The sequence below is a fragment of the Caproicibacterium sp. XB2 genome (assembly GCF_044880635.1).
In the GTDB taxonomy this organism is placed as follows: domain Bacteria; phylum Bacillota; class Clostridia; order Oscillospirales; family Acutalibacteraceae; genus Caproicibacterium; species Caproicibacterium lactatifermentans.
Genome location: NZ_CP173227.1, coordinates 1842964 through 1861687, shown reverse-complemented (window position 1 = coordinate 1861687; position 18724 = coordinate 1842964). Strand labels below are relative to the sequence as shown.

General features: G+C 51.7%; 22 protein-coding genes and 1 riboswitch. Of the genes, 13 read left to right on the top strand and 9 right to left on the bottom strand.

Annotation, left to right across the window (positions count from 1 at the left end):
• Positions 1–8 precede the first annotated feature (8 nt).
• From trpD to pflB, 8 genes are all read left to right on the top strand, one after another.
• Positions 9–1025 (top strand): anthranilate phosphoribosyltransferase, encoded by a 1017-nt coding sequence (gene trpD, locus ACIHKT_RS09285; RefSeq protein WP_174193383.1) that lies wholly within the window; start codon positions 9–11, stop codon positions 1023–1025.
• Positions 1022–1825 (top strand): indole-3-glycerol phosphate synthase TrpC, encoded by an 804-nt coding sequence (gene trpC / locus ACIHKT_RS09280; protein ID WP_174193381.1) that lies wholly within the window; start codon positions 1022–1024, stop codon positions 1823–1825. The genes trpD and trpC overlap by 4 nt, the downstream gene beginning before the upstream one ends.
• On the top strand, positions 1812–2405 hold the full coding sequence (locus ACIHKT_RS09275) for a phosphoribosylanthranilate isomerase (protein WP_404352382.1): 594 nt from the start codon (positions 1812–1814) through the stop codon (positions 2403–2405). Before trpC ends, ACIHKT_RS09275 begins: the two co-directional genes overlap by 14 nt.
• Entirely contained in the window at positions 2398–3582 is a 1185-nt protein-coding gene (gene trpB, locus ACIHKT_RS09270; RefSeq protein ID WP_174193377.1) for a tryptophan synthase subunit beta, read from the top strand. The genes ACIHKT_RS09275 and trpB overlap by 8 nt, the downstream gene beginning before the upstream one ends.
• Positions 3579–4355, top strand: a complete 777-nt coding sequence (gene trpA / locus ACIHKT_RS09265; protein ID WP_404352379.1) for a tryptophan synthase subunit alpha — start codon at positions 3579–3581, stop codon at positions 4353–4355. The genes trpB and trpA overlap by 4 nt, the downstream gene beginning before the upstream one ends.
• A gap of 142 nt (positions 4356–4497) precedes the next feature.
• Positions 4498–5667 (top strand): aminotransferase class I/II-fold pyridoxal phosphate-dependent enzyme, encoded by a 1170-nt coding sequence (locus tag ACIHKT_RS09260; RefSeq protein WP_404352377.1) that lies wholly within the window; start codon positions 4498–4500, stop codon positions 5665–5667.
• A gap of 64 nt (positions 5668–5731) precedes the next feature.
• Positions 5732–5810: riboswitch (ZMP/ZTP riboswitch) on the top strand.
• A 56-nt stretch (positions 5811–5866) separates the two neighbouring features.
• Positions 5867–6580, top strand: coding sequence for a pyruvate formate-lyase-activating protein (gene pflA / locus ACIHKT_RS09255; protein WP_404352375.1), 714 nt, complete (start codon positions 5867–5869; stop codon positions 6578–6580).
• A gap of 88 nt (positions 6581–6668) precedes the next feature.
• Positions 6669–8900 (top strand): formate C-acetyltransferase, encoded by a 2232-nt coding sequence (gene pflB / locus ACIHKT_RS09250; protein ID WP_404352373.1) that lies wholly within the window; start codon positions 6669–6671, stop codon positions 8898–8900.
• A gap of 158 nt (positions 8901–9058) precedes the next feature.
• Here pflB and ACIHKT_RS09245 read toward each other — a convergent pair whose 3' ends face one another.
• From ACIHKT_RS09245 to ACIHKT_RS09205, 9 genes are all read right to left on the bottom strand, one after another.
• Complete coding sequence (locus ACIHKT_RS09245) at positions 9059–9610, bottom strand: P27 family phage terminase small subunit (protein ID WP_086035035.1); 552 nt, start codon at positions 9608–9610, stop codon at positions 9059–9061.
• 136 nt (positions 9611–9746) lie between these two features.
• Positions 9747–10100, bottom strand: coding sequence for an HNH endonuclease (locus tag ACIHKT_RS09240; protein WP_086035034.1), 354 nt, complete (start codon positions 10098–10100; stop codon positions 9747–9749).
• A 167-nt stretch (positions 10101–10267) separates the two neighbouring features.
• Positions 10268–10696, bottom strand: a complete 429-nt coding sequence (locus tag ACIHKT_RS09235) for a sigma factor-like helix-turn-helix DNA-binding protein (protein WP_086035033.1) — start codon at positions 10694–10696, stop codon at positions 10268–10270.
• The gene (locus tag ACIHKT_RS09230; protein ID WP_086035032.1) at positions 10693–10917 is read right to left on the bottom strand and encodes a hypothetical protein; all 225 of its coding nucleotides are present in this window, start codon (positions 10915–10917) and stop codon (positions 10693–10695) included. Before ACIHKT_RS09230 ends, ACIHKT_RS09235 begins: the two co-directional genes overlap by 4 nt.
• Complete coding sequence (locus tag ACIHKT_RS09225) at positions 10917–12275, bottom strand: SNF2-related protein (RefSeq protein WP_404352370.1); 1359 nt, start codon at positions 12273–12275, stop codon at positions 10917–10919. Before ACIHKT_RS09225 ends, ACIHKT_RS09230 begins: the two co-directional genes overlap by 1 nt.
• Positions 12256–12537, bottom strand: coding sequence for a VRR-NUC domain-containing protein (locus tag ACIHKT_RS09220; RefSeq protein ID WP_086035030.1), 282 nt, complete (start codon positions 12535–12537; stop codon positions 12256–12258). Before ACIHKT_RS09220 ends, ACIHKT_RS09225 begins: the two co-directional genes overlap by 20 nt.
• Positions 12538–12670: 133 nt before the next feature.
• On the bottom strand, positions 12671–14962 hold the full coding sequence (locus ACIHKT_RS09215; protein WP_086035029.1) for a phage/plasmid primase, P4 family: 2292 nt from the start codon (positions 14960–14962) through the stop codon (positions 12671–12673).
• A gap of 4 nt (positions 14963–14966) precedes the next feature.
• Positions 14967–15725, bottom strand: a complete 759-nt coding sequence (locus ACIHKT_RS09210) for a hypothetical protein (RefSeq protein ID WP_086035028.1) — start codon at positions 15723–15725, stop codon at positions 14967–14969.
• Entirely contained in the window at positions 15722–16072 is a 351-nt protein-coding gene (locus ACIHKT_RS09205) for a DUF4406 domain-containing protein (protein ID WP_086035027.1), read from the bottom strand. The genes ACIHKT_RS09210 and ACIHKT_RS09205 overlap by 4 nt, the downstream gene beginning before the upstream one ends.
• 234 nt (positions 16073–16306) lie before the next feature.
• Here ACIHKT_RS09205 and ACIHKT_RS09200 point away from each other — a divergent pair, with 234 nt between their 5' ends.
• From ACIHKT_RS09200 to ACIHKT_RS09180, 5 genes are read left to right on the top strand one after another with little or no spacing between them, the layout of a single operon-like run.
• Positions 16307–16471 (top strand): hypothetical protein, encoded by a 165-nt coding sequence (locus tag ACIHKT_RS09200; protein ID WP_157658882.1) that lies wholly within the window; start codon positions 16307–16309, stop codon positions 16469–16471.
• Complete coding sequence (locus ACIHKT_RS09195; protein ID WP_157658881.1) at positions 16437–16799, top strand: hypothetical protein; 363 nt, start codon at positions 16437–16439, stop codon at positions 16797–16799. Before ACIHKT_RS09200 ends, ACIHKT_RS09195 begins: the two co-directional genes overlap by 35 nt.
• Entirely contained in the window at positions 16796–17911 is a 1116-nt protein-coding gene (locus tag ACIHKT_RS09190) for a DUF2800 domain-containing protein (RefSeq protein WP_086035025.1), read from the top strand. The genes ACIHKT_RS09195 and ACIHKT_RS09190 overlap by 4 nt, the downstream gene beginning before the upstream one ends.
• Positions 17912–17924: 13 nt before the next feature.
• Positions 17925–18488 carry a DUF2815 family protein gene (locus ACIHKT_RS09185; RefSeq protein WP_086036644.1) on the top strand — a complete coding sequence of 188 codons (564 nt, stop codon included), beginning with the start codon at positions 17925–17927 and terminating at the stop codon, positions 18486–18488.
• A gap of 13 nt (positions 18489–18501) precedes the next feature.
• Positions 18502–18678 (top strand): hypothetical protein, encoded by a 177-nt coding sequence (locus ACIHKT_RS09180; RefSeq protein WP_177345017.1) that lies wholly within the window; start codon positions 18502–18504, stop codon positions 18676–18678.
• Positions 18679–18724: the final 46 nt, after the last annotated feature.

The window sequence follows — 18724 nt, the reverse complement described above, 5'->3', positions numbered from 1 at the left end:
CTGCCGAAATGATTAAAGAAGCGATTGCACAGCTTGTTGAAAAAAAAGATCTTGACTACAAAACCGCCAATGAAGTCATGAACGAAATTATGAGCGGAAAAACAACACAGGCACAAATGGGGGCCTATCTGACTGCTCTGCGCATAAAAGGGGAGACGATTGAGGAGATTACCGCTTCTGCCGCGGGGATGCGTGCCCACTGCGTCAAATTGCTGCATGATATGGATGTGTTGGAAATTGTGGGAACCGGCGGTGACAACGCCAATTCTTTCAACATTTCGACTACATCCGCAATTGTGGCATCGGCGGCCGGTGTACCGGTAGCAAAACACGGCAATCGTGCCGCTTCCAGTAAATGCGGTGCTGCGGATGTGCTGGAAGCACTGGGCGTCAATATTACCCTGCCGCCGGAAAAAAGCACGGAATTGCTCAAAAAGATTAATTTGTGTTTCCTGTTTGCGCAGAATTATCATATTGCCATGAAATATGTTGCACCCGTCCGGAAAGAACTTGGAATCCGCACCGTGTTTAACATTCTCGGCCCACTTTCCAATCCGGCAGGCGCCAATATGGAGCTGATGGGTGTTTATGAGGAAGCGCTGGTGGAACCGCTGGCACGTGTGCTGACAAACCTCGGGGTTAAAAGCGGCATGGTCGTGTATGGGCAGGATCGGTTGGATGAAATTTCACTTTCTGCTCCCACTACCGTTTGTGAGCTGCAGGGGGGTCAGTATTGCTCCTATGTGATTCAGCCGGAAGATTTTGGCTTGACGCGCTGTCAGAAAGAAGACCTGGTCGGTGGTACACCGGAGCAGAATGCTGCTATTACCCGTGCAGTTCTGTCTGGTGAAAAAGGGCCAAAGCGAGATGCTGTGCTGCTGAATACCGCTGCTGCGCTGAAAATTGCGGGAAAAGTTTCCAGTATTGGCGGAGGTGTGCAGCTTGCTGCACAGACAATCGACAGCGGAGCGGCAAAAGCACAGTTGGAACAGTTTATCCGGCTTTCTAACGGAGAAAACGTATGATTTTGGATGATCTTGCCGCCGCCGCAAGAGAACGGGTGGCACAGCGGAAAACAAAGAAATCGTATGAATCTTTATTGGCAGAAGCGGAAGCGCTGCCGGCGGACCGGACATTCCCATTTGAGCGTGCACTGAAACAGCCGGGACTTTCTTTTATCTGTGAAGTGAAAAAAGCTTCCCCCAGCAAAGGGCTGATTATGCCGGATTTTCCGTATCTGCAGATTGCAAAAGATTATGAGGAAGCGGGTGCGGCTGCCATTTCTGTGCTGACAGAACCAAAGTGGTTTCTGGGAAGCGACCGGTATCTGCAGGAAATTGCACAAACGGTACAAATTCCTGTACTGCGCAAGGATTTTACGGTGGACCCGTACATGATCTGCGAAGCAAAGCTGCTGGGCGCATCGGCTGTGCTGCTGATTTGTGCCATCCTAACAGACCGGGAACTGCGGGACTATCGGGAGTTGGCACAGCGACTGGGCCTTTCCGCTTTAGTAGAAGCCCATACGGAAGAAGAAGTGCAGCGGGCACTGGCATCTGGTGCAAGGATTGTCGGTGTCAACAATCGGAATTTGAAAAATTTTACCATTGACCTTTCTGCAGGAGAACGGCTGCGCAGGCTGGTGCCGTCGGATGTGGCTTTTGTTTCAGAAAGCGGCGTGAAAGGGTCAAAAGAAATTGCCGACGTTTGCCGGATGCAGGCGGATGCTGTCTTAGTTGGGGAAGCGCTCATGCGTGCCCCGAACCGGAAACAGCGTCTGCGGGAACTGCGTGGGAAGGGGGGAGCCGAATGTGACGAAAATTAAAGTATGCGGTCTGACACGGATGCAGGATATTCAAACTGTGAATGAGGCAGAACCGGATTACGTTGGGTTTGTATTTGCAGAAAGCCGCCGGAGAGTAACACCGCAGCAGGCGGCAGAACTCCGTGCCGCGCTTGCACCGGAAATTCTGCCGGTTGGTGTCTTTGTCAATTCTGCAGTGGCAGAAATTCTGGCACTGCTGCAAAGCGGCACAATCACCATTGCCCAGCTGCATGGGCAGGAACCGGCAGAAAGTGTTCGGCAGATTCAGCAGGCCGGATTTCCGGTGATTCAGGCATTCCGTGTACAAAGCACGGCGGATATTGCCCGTGCGGAAGCCAGCCCGGCGGATTTTTTGCTGCTGGACAGCGGCGGCGGAACCGGAACGGCATTTGACTGGAGTTTGGTACCGCCGATTGACCGCCCGTGGTTTCTTGCAGGCGGGTTGACACCGGAAAATGTACAGGAAGCGGTGCGGAAGCTGCATCCTTGGGGGATGGATGTTTCCAGCGGTGTCGAAACTGACGGAAAGAAAGACAGAAATAAGATCTTTACGATAATCAGGAGGATACGAAATGGCTAAAGGAAGATATGGCGAATTCGGCGGGCAGTATGTTCCGGAAACGCTGATGCATGAGCTGCACCGGCTGGAAGACGCCTACGAATATTATAAAAAAGACCCGCAGTTCAGGAAAGAACTGCATGACCTTTTCTGTAATTATGCAAACCGTCCGTCCCTGCTTTATTATGCAGAGAAAATGACAAAAGACCTCGGCGGTGCGAAAATTTACCTTAAGCGCGAGGATCTGAACCATACGGGCTCCCATAAAATCAATAACGTGCTTGGGCAGACACTGCTTGCAAAAAAAATGGGAAAAACACGCATTATTGCAGAGACTGGCGCGGGCCAGCACGGCGTTGCGGCTGCAACCGGAGCGGCATTGCTTGACATGGAATGCGAAGTCTTTATGGGCGTGAAAGATACCGAACGGCAGGCGCTGAATGTTTACCGCATGGAGCTGCTGGGTGCAAAGGTACATCCGGTCACGACAGGAACAGGCACACTGAAGGATGCGGTTAATGAAGCCATGCGGAACTGGACCACCCGTGTGGACGACACCGCCTATGTAATAGGTTCGGTTATGGGACCGCACCCTTATCCCATGATGGTGCGCGACTTTCAAAGTATCATCAGCAAAGAAGCAAGGGAACAGATTCTGAAGACAGAGGGCAAGCTGCCGGATGCGGTGCTTGCCTGTGTCGGCGGCGGAAGCAATGCGATGGGGATGTTTTACAATTTTATACCTGATAAAGAAGTTAAACTCATTGGCTGCGAAGCGGCCGGACGCGGTGTGAATACCGCGCAGACGGCAGCAACGATTGCCACCGGAAAATACGGCGTTTTTCATGGCATGAAGTCCTATTTCTGCCAGAACAAATATGGCCAGATTGCGCCGGTCTATTCGATTTCCGCCGGCTTGGATTATCCGGGAATCGGGCCGGAACATGCCTATCTTTACGAAACCGGCCGTGCGCAGTATGTGCCCATCACCGATGATGAAGCAGTGGACGCCTTTGAGTACCTTGCCCGTACAGAAGGAATTATCTGTGCAATTGAGAGTGCACATGCAGTGGCCTATGCGAGAAAACTGGCCCCAACCATGCGGAAAGACCAAAGCATGATTATCTGCCTTTCCGGACGGGGCGATAAAGACGTGGCGGCAATGGCACGTTACAGGGGGAGGAACGTTACAGAATGAACAGAATAGGAAAGGCATTTGAACATGGGAAAGCATTTATTGGGTTCCTCACAGCGGGGGATCCTTCCCTGGAAAAAACAGAAGAGTTTGCGCTGGAAATGGCCCGGGCCGGCTGTGACCTGATTGAAATCGGCATCCCGTTTTCCGACCCGATTGCAGAGGGACCGGTCATTCAGGAGGCAGATCTGCGCTCGCTTTCCGCCGGCACCACAACTGACGGGGTTTTTAGGATGGCTGCGGATCTGCGCCGTAAAACAGACGTTCCGCTGGTATTTATGACTTACTATAATCCGGTTTTCAGCTATGGCAACGAGAAATTTTTTGCCAACTGTCGGGAAAGCGGTATTGACGGTATTATTGTGCCGGATCTGCCCTTTGAAGAGAAAGGCGAAATTACAGAAGTTGCTGCAAAAAACGGCATTCAGGTCATTTCTATGATTGCGCCGACTTCTCAGGAACGCATCCGCATGATTGCCAAAGAATCGGAAGGGTTTCTGTATGTGGTGTCCTCTCTCGGTGTAACAGGTGTGCGGACAAAAATTGAGACAGACCTTAGTGCAATTCTGAAAATTGTGCGGGAAAGTACCGATACTCCTGCGGCGGTCGGTTTTGGTATCAGTACGCCGGAACAGGCGGAAAAAATCGGCAGGACTGCAGACGGCGTCATTGTGGGCAGCGCCATTGTGAAGCTGATTGCCAAATATGGGACGGATGCCGGAAAGTACGTTTATGATTATGTCAAGTCCATGAAAGATGCCCTGAAACGTATTTAGGCCTGTAAAAAGCCGCATTCCTTGGAGTGCGGCTTTTTTTACACAACTTTCCGGAATAAGTTGACGAATTCCTACGTGCAGCGTACAATTTAACAAAGAATTCAAAAATGATACTTTGGAGCGCAGAATAGGAGTCGTTAACATGCAGTTTGCAAAGAGAATGGAACAGTTCCGGGAAGGCATATTTTCGGAATTGCTGACACTAAAAAAGGAAAAAGAAGAGCAGGGCACCACCGTTATTGACTTGAGTGTGGGAACGCCGAATATTCCGCCGGAAAACCGGATTCGACATGCGCTGGCTGCAGCGGCAGAGGACCCAAAGCAGTATATTTATGCCATCAACGACACGGCAAAACTGCAGCAGGCGGTTGCCCAGTGGTATCAGCGCCGGTATGGTGTTCAGTTAAATCCGGAAACGCAGATCAAATCTCTGCTGGGGTCTCAGGAAGGCTTGACACACATTGCCCTTTCAATTGTCGACCCAGGTGATACTGTGCTGGTTCCAGACCCCTGCTATCCGGCTTTCAGCTGCGGACCGATGCTTGCCGGTGCGCGTCTTTGCTGGATGCCAATGAAAAAAGAGAATCATTATCTCATCGACTTTGATGCTATTCCAGAAGAAGAGGCAAAAGCCGCCAAACTCATGATTGTTTCTTATCCGAACAATCCTACCACGGCGGTCGCACCGGATTGGTTTTATGAAAAACTGATTGCCTTTGCCCAAAAGTATGACATTATTGTGCTGCATGACAATGCATACAGCGAGCTGGTTTTTGACGGTAAAACCTGCGGCAGCTTCCTGCGTTTCCCGGGTGCTATGGATGTCGGTGTGGAGTTCAATTCTTTGAGCAAAACCTACGGTATGGCCGGTGCGCGGGTCGGCTTTTGTGTAGGAAATCAACAGGTTGTTTCCATGCTTAAAAAGCTGAAATCCAATTTGGATTACGGCATGTTCCTGCCGATTCAGAGGGCCGCTGTGGAAGCAATTACAGGGGAACAATCTTGTGTGCAGCGGACCTGTGCGGCCTATGAGAAACGCCGGGATTTTTTGTGGGAACAGTTTGAAAAGCTCGGCTGGCATTTTGAAAAACCGGCTGCCACAATGTTTGTCTGGGCACCGATTCCCGAAAAATATGGAATGGACGATAAACGCTTTACACTGGACCTGATTCAGCAGGCTGGCGTTCTAGTCACGCCCGGCAGAGCATTTGGGCCAAGTGGGAAGGGCCATGTCCGAATGGCACTGGTGCAGGAGAAGGCAGCTTTGCAGGAAGCTGCAGAACGGATGAGCAAGACCAATATTTTCAACTGAATTACAGGAAACGGTTGAAAACTTTTGCTTGATAAGTTCCCTTTTATCCGTTATTCTAAGCCTATAGCAGCCATACAACTGACGGAAGTGGAGAATACCACATGAAGTATGGTGAAGAAATGCCGACCGTCTGGGCGAAAACCCGGATGGTGCGGCATTTTTTTGTACGTACCTCCGGAACAGAAAAGGAGGCAATAATTTGGTATTCGGAAAAATTCATTCGGTAGAAACCATGGGAATGGTGGATGGGCCCGGCATCCGGGTGGTCGTTTTTCTGCAGGGGTGTGCCCTGCGGTGCCTGTTTTGTCACAATCCGGACACATGGGAAACGAACAGCCCGTCTGCAGAGGAAGTTTCCCCGAAAGATCTGGTCAAAAAGATTGTGCGGTATAAGCCATACTTTGCAAATGACGGCGGCGTCACGTTTTCCGGTGGGGAGCCGCTGCTGCAGCCGGAATTTCTGTTGGAAACACTGAGGCGCTGCCGGGAAGCGGGCATCCATACCTGTCTGGACACGGCCGGATGCGGAAAAGGCAGCTATGAGAAAATCCTGCAGTACACCGATCTGATTCTGTATGATGTGAAGCAGATTACCGAGGAAAATTACCGAAAAATGACCGGACGCGGTTGGGAAGAAACCAAAAGATTTCTGCAGGCCGTGCAGAAAGCCGGTACGCCGGTCTGGGTGCGGCAGGTTGTGGTGCCGGGTTTGACAGACGGGGAAGCTTATATGGAAGCGCTGCAGACATTTATCCGCACCTATGTGCCGAATGTGCAGAAAGTGGAACTTCTGCCGTATCATCTGCTGGGTGTGCATAAGTATGAAGTGATGGGGCTCCCTTACCGGCTGAAGGGGGTGCCGGCAATGGATACGAAAAAGACACGGATGTGGCAGGAAAAATATTTTTCATAAAAGAGTTTTGCCTCACGATTCTTTTCCTTCTCAAACAACAGGAATACTAAATGAAAAGCTGAAATAAAACCCAATTTGGAGGTATACAATGACAAGTGCATGGAACGGATTTACAGAAGGACGCTGGCAGAGAGAAATTGATGTACGCAGCTTTATTCAGAAAAATTATACGCTTTATGAGGGCGATGAGAGTTTTCTGGCCGGACCAAGCGAAAAAACAATGAAAGTTTGGAATAAATGCAAAGATCTGCTGCCGCAGGAACTGAAAAAAGGCGGTGTACTGGATGTGGAGACACACCGCATTTCCGGTATTAACAATTTTGAGCCGGGCTATATCGACCGTGAAAATGAAGTGATTGTCGGGCTGCAGACCGATGCACCGCTCAAGCGTATGGTGAACCTTTACGGCGGCATGCGCATGGCAAAACAAAGTCTGGAACAGTATGGCTATCAGCTGGATCCGGAAATTGACCGGCATTTCAGCGCATACCGCAAAACACACAATCAGGGCGTTTTTGACGCTTATCCGAAACGTGTGCGCACGGCACGGCACGTAGGCCTGCTCACCGGCCTGCCGGACGCTTACGGCCGCGGACGGATTATCGGTGATTATCGGCGGATTGCCCTTTATGGGACAGATTATTTAATTGAACAGAAGAAAAAAGACTTTGGTGAACTGGATGGCCCGATGGATGAAGAGCGCATCCGTTTGAGCGAAGAGGTCAGCGAGCAGATTCGTGCCCTGAAAGAGATTGCAGAGATGGCTGCTTCCTATGAGGTGGACATTACCAAACCGGCAGAAACCGCACAGGAAGCTGTGCAGGCGGTCTATATGGGTTATCTTGCTGGTGTCAAGGAAAACAACGGTGCCGCAACCAGTCTGGGACGCACCTCCACTTTTCTGGATATCTATATTCAGCGCGATTTGGAAAACGGGACGCTGACCGAACAGGGCGCACAGGAGCTCATCGATCAGTTTATTATTAAACTGCGGCTGGTGCGCCACCTGCGCACGCCGGAATACGATGAGTTGTTCGGCGGCGATCCGACATGGGTTACGGAATCCATTGGCGGCGTCGGGGTCAACGGCCGTCCCATGGTTACGAAAAACTCTTTCCGGTACCTGCATACCCTGATCAATCTGGGCACTGCGCCGGAACCGAACTTGACGGTACTGTGGAGCGAACATTTGCCGGAGGCATTCAAACGTTACTGTGCTAAAATCTCCATCGCAACGGATTCGATCCAATATGAAAATGATGATATTATGCGGCCGATTTACGGTGACGATTATGCAATTGCCTGCTGCGTTTCCGCCATGAAGGTCGGGAAGCAGATGCAGTTCTTCGGTGCGCGGTGCAATCTGGCAAAAAGCCTGCTGCTGGCTATAAACGGCGGCGTAGATGAACGCATGGGTATGCAGGTGGTTCCGGGTATTGAACCGATGACAGATGAAGTGCTGGATTATGAAAAAGTCTGGGACAATTACCGGAAAGTGATGCAATATGTCGCACAACTGTATACGGATGCCAACAATATTATCCATTATATGCATGATAAGTATGCCTATGAAGCAAGCCAGATGGCCCTGCATGATACTCGTGTGGAGCGCCTGATGGCCTTTGGGATAGCCGGACTTTCCGCTGCTGCCGATTCGCTTTCTGCCATTCGATATGCAAAAGTGTATCCGGTCCGCAATGAAAAAGGGATAGCGGTTGATTTCCGGACGGAAGGAAAATTCCCGCAGTATGGCAATGATGATGACCGTGCGGATGATCTTGCTGTCGATATTGTGGAGTACTTTATCAGTGAACTGAAGAAACATCCGCTTTACCGCGGAGCAAAGCATACGCTTTCTGCGCTGACGATTACAAGCAATGTCATGTATGGGAAAAAGACCGGCACTACACCGGACGGCCGCAAGAAAGGGCAGCCGCTGGCACCCGGTGCAAATCCGATGCACGGACGTGACCACTCTGGTGCGCTGGCTTCCCTCAACAGTGTGGCAAAAATCCCTTACCGGGATGTCTGCCAAGATGGTATTTCCAATACCTTTTCCATTGTTCCGGCAGCGCTCGGTCCGGATGCAGACCAACGGGTCACCAACTTGGTTTCTCTGCTGAACGGCTATTTCAGTCAGGGAGCACATCATCTGAATGTCAATGTGATGAACCGTGAAACGTTAGTAGACGCTATGGACCATCCGGAGAAATACCCGACGCTGACGATTCGGGTTTCCGGCTATGCGGTCAACTTTATCCGGCTGTCCCGCGAACAGCAGGAAGAGGTCGTTGCCCGCACATTCCATGAGAGTATCTGACTAAAAGAGACAGGTGATTCGAAATGGATCCGATGGATCCGGAAATTACAGAACTTTTGCCGGAGGTAGTGGGAATCAGGCAGCACCTTCACATGTATCCGGAAGTGAGCGGAAAAGAGTATCAAACGGCACACTATCTTCAGTCTTTGCGTGTTCATTTACATTCCCTTTCTCGCTCTCAGCAGGCGTTCCATCACGTCGTCCTGCGGATTCGTGCCGCCGTACTCTGCGGAGCAGTTTTCTTTCACGATCTGGAAGATCTCGTCCCACAGGCGGTTTGCCTGATTCATGTAGTTGATTCCGATGTTGATGAACGGCGACGGGATAGGCTTCCCGGTTGTCGGATGCTTGGAGAGGTATCCGAGCTTGGTCGTCATTTCTTCGCACTGAATCCATCTCGCCGAGCACATCGCGTAGCGCTCCAGCAGCTGAGGCGACACGGCCTTGGCTACGCCGAGCTTGTCAAGCCATTCCCAGGTCTCGCGGTAGATGTCGGCGGCCTCCAGAGTGGAGCCGTCATGCTGCCGGGCCGATAAGAACTCGTGCGGCTCCGGCATGTCCTCGCCCTCGGTGTCCGGGATGTCGAGCACCTCGAGCTTTCGTCCGCCCGGATTCCCGTTCTCGTACTTCTCCTTGACGGCGGTTTTCTTCCGGCCAGCGCCGGGACGTCTGCCGCCGCGACCGCCAGTGTTATTCGATTTTGTGGGCATTTCGTCACCGCCTTTCTCTCATGTACGCGCGTAATAGATAAGGAGCCGGGTTATTACCCGTTTGATTTCGCTTTTTTCGCACAGAAGACCCCGCGCCGTTTTCCGCAGCGCCGCCTCGTAGAGATTTTGACCGCCCCTACCGGTCGCCGCGTTTCTTGTGGATTTTCTCGTGGCAGGAGCGGCACAGGCTCATGAGGTTCGACTCATCGTTCGTGCCGCCTTCCGACAAGGGAACGATGTGGTGGACTTCCTCGACCGCAACGTAGCGGCCTTGCTTCAAGCACATCTCGCAGAGCGGATGCTTGTGGACGTAGCGTGTGCGGATGCGCTGCCAAGAGCGTCCGTATCGTTTGCCGGTCGAGTAGCCGCGCGTGAACTTCTCGTAGTGCTTCTCCATCAAAGCCTTGTGCTTCGGGCAGTACTGTTCACCGTCCTCGCACAGGTTCGGGCAGCCCTGGTAGCGGCAGGGCCGCTTCGGTTTCATTGGCATAGCTTGCCGCCTCCCTTCGGGCATTAGAAAAGCCCTGCGGGCGTGGTGCTCGCAAGGCTTGTGTTCAGCCGTCCATGCGGCTGTTCTTTATTCTGTTTCGCTGATTATATACTAACATAAATGCAGAGTGGGCATGTTAGGACAAAGCAGGACATTTCGGGCGCATTTCATATAATGATTGGATTTTCCGGCACTCGCACATGCTGCAGAGCGTTGCCGTGCCATCTGCGGATTGTCCTCGCGTCAGCGTTCAGCTCGCATCCTATCTGCTCCCACGTCATGTTATGAATGTAACGGTACTTCAGAACCATCCGCTCATCCATGTCCTCGACAGTTCCAATAACATCACGGATCTGTTCCTTCAGTGAAGACAGCATTTCGAGTTCCTTGGATATCTTATTCTCAAGCTCCCACAGCTTTTCCAGTGACTTCATGAATGGCGCATCCGTATTGCGAGTTCCCTGAACACGCTCACGGTCATAACGAATAGATGAAACACTGCCCGCCATCTCGCGCAGATACTTTGCTTCTTCAATGTCGGAGGCGATTCTCTGGTCAAGCCTGTAGGACTGCCGTAAATATTCCTTCGCGTTCATTTATTCTTCACCTCCTCACGAAGACGGTCGATAAGGTAGTCGCCGTCGACCGATGTTAAGCACTGATACCACTGCGAATGGAAGAACCGCTCAAGAGCCAGCGCGTCCTGCATTGCTGACTTGCTGCGCGGATTTTTCTTGAGTTTCCGGAGTGCCGCCAAATAATCTCTCGAGGCAGATTTGATAATAGCTATGGCCAGGTTCTCATACGGATCTCCCATCACACCACCGCCTTTACGGCATCGATCAGTGCGGACTGGGTATCGTTCTTTTCAGAAAGAGCTTTTAATATCTGCCCGTCAATCGTGCCTTTTGTAACGATGTGCTGAATCACCACCGTATCCGCCTGCTGCCCCTGCCGCCAGAGTCTTGCGTTTGTCTGCTGATAAAGCTCCAACGACCATGTCAGTCCGAACCATACAATCGTGCTGCCGCCGTCCTGAAGATTCAGGCCATGACCGGCGCTTGCCGGATGGATCAGACCGACTGGTATTTCCTTTCGGTTCCACCTGCGAATGCTGTCGTCAGAATCAAGCTTTTCAAACGGGATCTTTCGCTCATGCAGCCGTTCCGCGATTCTCTCGAAATCATGCCGGAACCAGTACGCCACCAGCAGCGGTTTGCCGTTTGCCGCTTCGATAATGTCCTCCAGTACGTCGAGCTTCCTGTCATGGATGCGGGTAATCTTTCCGTCATCGGAATAGACCGCACCATTTGCCATCTGGCAGAGCTTCCCGGAAAGCGATGCGGCGTTTGCGGCTGTAATCTCTTCACCGTCCAGCTGCAGCACCAGTTCCTTCTTCATCTTTTCGTATCTCGCCGTTTCGGCATCCGACATCACGGCTTCTGCCTGCGTGATTATCTTCTTCGGCATCTTCAGATGATCGGTACATTTCATGGAAATCGTGATGTCGGATATTTTCCGGTAAATCTCGTCCTCCGCTCGGGGAAGAAGCGCATAGGAATAAACAATCGGACCATTCATCCTGTCCGGCGTAAAGTAGGTGTCACGGTACTGCCCGATAAATCTGCCCAGCCGTTTTCCCATGTCGAGAACCTTGAACTCGGCGAATAAATCCATAAGACCGTTACTGCTCGGCGTGCCTGTCAGCCCGACGATTCGTTTTACCTTTGGCCTTGCCTTCATCAGCGACCTGAACCGCTTCGCTTTGTGGTTCTTGAAGGATGAAAGCTCATCAATCACGACCATATCCCAGCTCCACGGCACTCCGCTCTCGTCAATCAGCCATGAAACATTCTCACGGTTAATGATCGTAATATCCGCTTCTGCTTTCAGCGCCGCCATCCTCTCAGCAGGCGTCCCGACCGCGACGGAATAGGTCAGTCCTTTCAGATGATCCCACTTTTCGATTTCCGCAGGCCATGTGTTCTTCGCAACCCGAAGCGGCGCGATTATAAGCACCTTCTGCACCTCGAACAGCTCATACATCAGTTCATAAATAGCCGTCAGCGTGATTACGCTCTTGCCCATGCCCATGTCAAGCAGAATGGCGGAGATGGGATTCTTCACGATAAAATCGGCGGCATATTTCTGATAATCATGTGGAGAGTATTTCATCAATAACACCTCCGATCTGCTCTGTGCTGTCGATAACGTAAACCCGATACCCAAGCCGCCGAAGCAGCTCATGCCTTGAAACCTGCAGCGGTCTCGGCTTCTTGCCCGGCGCTTTTATCTCGGCAAAGGCCATCCTCCCATCAGGGAAAAGAACCAGCCTGTCCGGCATTCCGTCAAATCCGGGCGAGACGAACTTCGGCGCGATGCCGCCGCAGCTTTTCACCTCGGATACAAATTTTGCTTCTATGTATTTTTCCCTCACTGCAAACCTCCGTCATAAATCTGAGGGTGACGGTCGGTGAGGGTCTTCCCTTAAAACCCCTATATAGATAATTATTTTTTATCCCTTATAGGACTTTTATATAGAGAGGTACACCGACTGTCACCCTTAGCCATTATTCAAGAAAATCCTGTGCTTCCTTCAGCTTCAGGCCGTAGACAAAATGTCCTTTTTTCGTCTTCCTGCGCTGGAATCCGGCCTTCTCCAGATTGCCATAGAAGTCAGAAGTGCTTCTGGTAAACTCTCCCGTCTGCATGCAGACGCTGCGGTACTGCTGATACAGATCACCTGACTTCTCTGTGTATGACGGATCAACATCGCAGTGCTCCTCAATGAACTTTCCCAGCCAGTCATTGTCCTCGCGGTACTTCTCAACAGCGTCACGGACGGCCTTCGGCTCCGGAATTTTGAACCCCTTCCTGATTGCGATGCCCGCGCCCTCGATGATCCATTTCATGATGGCAGGCCCGGCGTTCTCAAAAAGGTAATCAGAGTAGTTCTTGATATCGCTCTTGCCGCTGATCTTGGCGTTAAACGGAATGACAATCAGCCTTCTCCACGTACCGTCGTCATTGGCGGACACCTTCGGCAGATAGTTGGTATACAGGACAAGCGTGTGCGAAGGATCAAAATGAAACGGGTCCTTGTACTTCTTTTCTGCTTCGATGGGATCAATGCTGCAGAGCTGCTTTACCATGCCGGTGTTGAGCCGCTGGCCCTCTTCAAGCTCCGATGCAATAATCAGACGCTTGCCTTTGAGTTCTGCCATTTCCGGTTTCACATTCCGCTTGCAGTTCATGGTCAGAGCCTCTGCTGATATTTTCCCAGAGTAATTTCCGAGAACTCTCGCGATGGTGTTCCAGAAGGTAGACTTGCCGTTCGCACCGCCGCCATAGGCGATGATCATCTGTTCTGCATAGACTCGTCCGACTGCTGCCATTCCGACAATCTGCTGCACATAGCTGATAAGCTCCTGATCCTTGCAGAAGAACAAGTCAAGATTCTCCAGCCAAAGCTTCATGCCCTTGTCACCCGGAGAGCAGGCAGTAATCTTCGTAATAAGATCATCCGGATCGTGCGGGTGGCTGCCGTTCAGGCCCTTGGTCAGGTCGTAGGTGGCATCCGGCGTGTTGAGAAGCTCCGGATCATAATCAAGCTCCGACACGTCCAGCGCGAGCATTGGCTTTGCCGCATTCTGAGCGTTTACGATGTAGCGGTAATTGCGGTATTTCATGACGAACTTCTTATAGGTATCCGCGCCGATCAGTGCGTACAGCAGGCTCAGCTTTTTCTCCGGCACCTGGTTCATGAGCTTCTTGCTCCTCGCCTTTACATCCGCTTCCGGGATTCCGATGGCGATAAGGTTCTCCTCCGCAATGCGGATAGCTTCCTCTGCATCCGTCAGCTGGTCATCCATGAAATTCTCGACAATGCCGAGTGACTTCTGCTTGTCCTCGTACCAGCGGTCGCCACCGAAAGCGATAAAGTCTGTGGCACTTGTGAACCGCAGCTTGTCTTCGCAATGTGACGCGATGACCTTGGCTTCGCCGATATCAGAATAGTCGTCTGGCTTCAGGAAGCTGCTGCCAAAAGAATCCTCATATTCATCAGGCGGCACATATCCTTCGCTGGTCTCGATCTTGCTTTTGAAGAATTTCAGTGCACTTCGCCAGATGGTGCGGAGTTCCTTGTCCGGCAGTGGCGGATCGCATTTCGCCGCGCGTTCCAGAAATGCTTCATGCGCCTTATCTGTATCGCCGAACCGCTTCAGGACGCGGCTTGCAAAGTGAGACATCGTATTGTTGCGGCTGCCCTCCGGGATAGAGCCTCCGGTGTACATTGGCGGAGCGATTGACGAGGTATCATCGTCAAAATCCGAAACCTCCAGAATTTCATCGATCTGACAGGTGCCTTCGTTCCAGATAACATCCTCCGGCCTTACATCGGAGCCGAAAAAGAAACGAGCTGCATTGAGCGCCTTTCTGTCCAGGAACGGATACTTGTTCTGGATAGCCGTTTTAACGCTGTTATACGTTTCAGCGTCGGTGTACTTTCTCACCGGGAACAGAATATGGAGTCTCGGCCTTGGAGACTTCCTGCCTTTCCATTTCATGTTGTTGCGGCTCGGCAAAATCACATGGTCTACATCTTTCAATTCCTCATGCAGCTTCTCCGCCGTCATCCATTCATCCGGATTCTCGGAATGGTCATTATCGCAGTCCTGCGGAATGCAAAATGACTCTTCAAAGTTCTCGACCAGCCGGTAATCATTCTTGTATTTGGCAAACACCTGATCAAACCTTGCCGCTTCGGCAATACCTACGGCATCTGTTATGACCTGCTTATGCGGATAAATGCAGTTATTCGCGTCCTCCCGGACATCTGCGGTGTATAAAATCACTTCCATATAGTTAATCCTCCCTGAACAGGACGTACTCCCGTCCCTGATATTCTTCTTTCAGCTTTCCTTTGATATATGGCTTCACATATGAAATGCGGCCATCTCTGTAATGGCGGTAATGACCTCGAACGCCCCATGCCGGACAATGCCACTCGGTAAAATTTCTGTGGCTGACCTGAACCTTAGAAATATCGCCTTTGAAGTGTGAGACACGGACCTTTCCCGGTTTCGTGAACGGGGCGGCAAGCGGCAGATTACTTTTGATGCCTTTTCTGTATTCCTTTCGCTCATTCAGCTCTATCGGTCTAAAGTGAAGCAGATACTGAATCGCAAAGAACGAAAGATAAACGCAGTCTTCATGCTCAGAGAGCTCTTTATCTCCGTGTGCCGCAAGATACTCCGGCATGACTGCTCTTGCGCCTTCCACCATGCCGCTGGCTCCAACCCATTCATAGGTTTCCATGAAAAACAACGCTCTTCTGCCGAGCGTCGTGAAGCAGATGCCTGCAAAGGCACGGGAAGAATAAACCTTTCTTCCGTTCAGCGCGGGTTCAGGAACCTTCTCCGGATCGATGCATTCCTCAAAAATCAGCTCACAATGGCCCTTGTCATCTCTGCACTCCAGCAAGAATTTCTCCAACGCCGGATTATCGAGAAGCCTCTGCCGCTCAGAATCCTTGAGCTGCAATCCCAGGTCTGCCAAAGATTGAAGTTGCGATTCTGTAACAGCAATCCAGTTTGTGCGGATTTTCTCGCCGCTTTCTGTCATGCCTGCACCTCCTCGCACTCTTCTGTGAAATAACGGATTGTCATCCGGCGCAGCTTGGCTCTGTCGATTTCCGTTTTCATGCCGGAGGATACCCGGCTGCCGAACACCCACAGCTCATCGCACTTCCCGAGGAAGATCAGATCCATAAAGAGCGCGAGCTCGCGTTCGCTGTCCTCCTTCATGTACTGCGGCAGCATCAGGTGCGGCGTGAGCGGGATTGTTCCCCTGTCTACTGCGAAGCGGCTGTACCTTCTCGCATCCTGAGTGTTCTTATCTGTATCGCCGGAATACGGCGAGCAAACATAAACGAGCGGACGGTACTGCTTCTTCTGATTTGTGTTAGCCATCGTCACTAACTCCTTTCGTGTATTTGTGAAGGGCTTTTCCATCCCTCCCGATGGCTATGTAGCCAAACCGGTCATTTTTCCGGTCGTGGTGGAGAAAAATTTCAGAACACGCAAAAAGACCTGCATCGCTTCCTATGAATTAAGGAAGAAATGCAGGTCTTAAAAATTTTTTTGGATTTGACCGGAAAATCCGGGCATTTGGCTACATAGCCGGTGAAAGGAGGACAGACAGCCATGCAGGAAACAAAAGAAATGAAATCACCGGCCGAAAAGCGTGAGCTGATCGATACGCTGATCGCCATCAGCGTTGTGTCAAGACGGCTGGCGAGAAAACTCGAAATGCAGATGTTAAAGGAGGACAAGCATGGGCAAAATGAGCGAGCTGTCGATGACGCTTGACGCGCTGATCGACGCAGGACAGAAGTTAACAGAATGCGGTGAAGAGCTGATTAAGACAGCAAATGAAATCAGAGCTGCCTTCTCAGAAACCGCACCAGTACCAGAACAGGCCGCTCCGGCACAGGCAGAAGCTGCCGCCACGCCGGAGAAAGAGCCTGAGAAAACCTATACCAAAGAGGAAGTGAGAAAGCTCCTTGCGGAGAAGTCAGTGGCAGGCTTCCGGGAACAGGCAAAAGCTCTGGTGAAGAAATACGGCGGAGGAAGTCTGACAGACGTTGATCCGGCAAAGTACCCCGACCTCGTAAAAGAAGCGGAGGCGCTGAAATGAGCAAGCATGCACTTCTCTCCGCGTCATCGTGCCACCGATGGCTACAGTGTCCGCCGAGCGCCAAGAGATGCGCCAGCGTTCCTGACCAGTCAAGCGAGTACGCAAGACAGGGAACCGCCGCGCATGAGCTCTGCCAGTACAAGGTTGAACACACTCTCGGGAGAAATGTCAGAGATCCGACTGAAGATCTTGATTATTCCGATGAGGAGATGGACAGGTGCTCCGACCAGTACTGCTCCTTCGTAATGGAGCAGGTTGAGGAAGCAAAGAAGCACTGCAGCGACCCGGCGGTATTTGTTGAGCAGCGACTGGATTTCTCTCGCTGGGTGCCGGAAGGCTTCGGAACCGGCGACTGTGTAATCGTCGCGGATGACCTGCTGCAGATTATCGATTATAAACATGGACTTGGCGTCATTGTGAATGCCGAGATGAATCCGCAGATGATGTGCTACGCGCTCGGAGCGGTTGAGATGTTTGACGGCATCTACGATATCGAAACCATCCGCATGACAATCTTCCAGCCGAGGCGGGACAATATCAGCACCTTCGAGATTTCCAAAGCAGATCTTCTCAAATGGGCAGACGAGATTCTCGCTCCCGCTGCAAAGCTTGCCTACAAGGGTGAGGGCGAATACAAGGCTGGCGACCACTGCCAGTTCTGCGCCGTAAAGGCTACCTGCCGGAAACGAGCAGAGTACAATCTGGAGCTCGCGAAGTACGACTTTCAAATGCCGCCAGACCTGTCAGATGAGGAGATTGACATGGTGCTTCTCAAGGCGGACGAGCTCGTATCCTGGGCGAACGACATCAAGGAATATGCCTTGCGGCAGGCGCTCTCCGGCACGGAATACCCTGACTTCAAAGTGGTCGCGGGACGCTCCGTCACGAAGTACACCGATGAGAACGCCGTAGCGGAGGCGGTATCGGAGCTTGGCTACGAACCATATGAGCGCAAGATTCTCGGCATCACGGCAATGAGATCGCTTCTTGGAAAGAAGCAGTTTGACGAGGTTCTCGGCGGACTTACATACAAGCCGCCGGGGAAACCGACCCTGGTACCAAAGTCGGACAAGCGTCCGGCGTTAGATACAGCAAAAACAGATTTTGAATAAGGAGGACAATATTATGTCAAAGTTTATAAATCCTACGAAGGTTATCACCGGTCCCGACACCCGCTGGAGTTACGCGAACGTCTGGGACGCGAAGAGCATCAACGGCGGAACGCCGAAGTTTTCCGTGAGCCTGATCATTCCGAAGAAGGACACCGTCACGGTGAACAAGATCAAGGCCGCGATCCAGGCGGCGTATGAGGAAGGTGAGAGCAAGCTGAAGGGCAATTCCAAGAGCGTGCCTCCGCTTGCGGCCATCAAGACGCCTATGCGTGACGGTGACGTGGAACGCCCGGACGATCCGGCTTATGCGAACAGCTATTTCATCAATGCCAACAGCACCACTGCTCCCGGCATTGTTGACGCTGACCGCCAGCCCATCCTTGAGAGAAGTGAAGTCTACTCTGGCGTGTACGGACGTGCGTCCATCAGCATGTATTCCTTCAATACAAATGGCAACAAGGGAATCGCCTGCGGTCTGAACAATCTCCAGAAGATCCGTGACGGTGAGCCGCTTGGCAGCAGAAGCCGCGCCGAAGACGACTTTGCGGCGGATGAGGATGATGATTTTCTAAGCTAAAGGAGGGCACACCATGACGACATTACAGACAGCGTTTCTTGTCATTCTTCTCGCAATCTGGCTTGTCATCAGCGTGGTGTTCCTGATCACGGTCGTCCAGAATCTCCTGAACGACCGCAAGGAGGAACGCCGCAAAGAGGAAGCCGACAAACGTGACAGGGAGTACCATGAGAAGCGCATGAAAAACTGAATCGGACAATTGGAACGGCGGGCGGCGGAGGTTTCTCTGCCGCCTT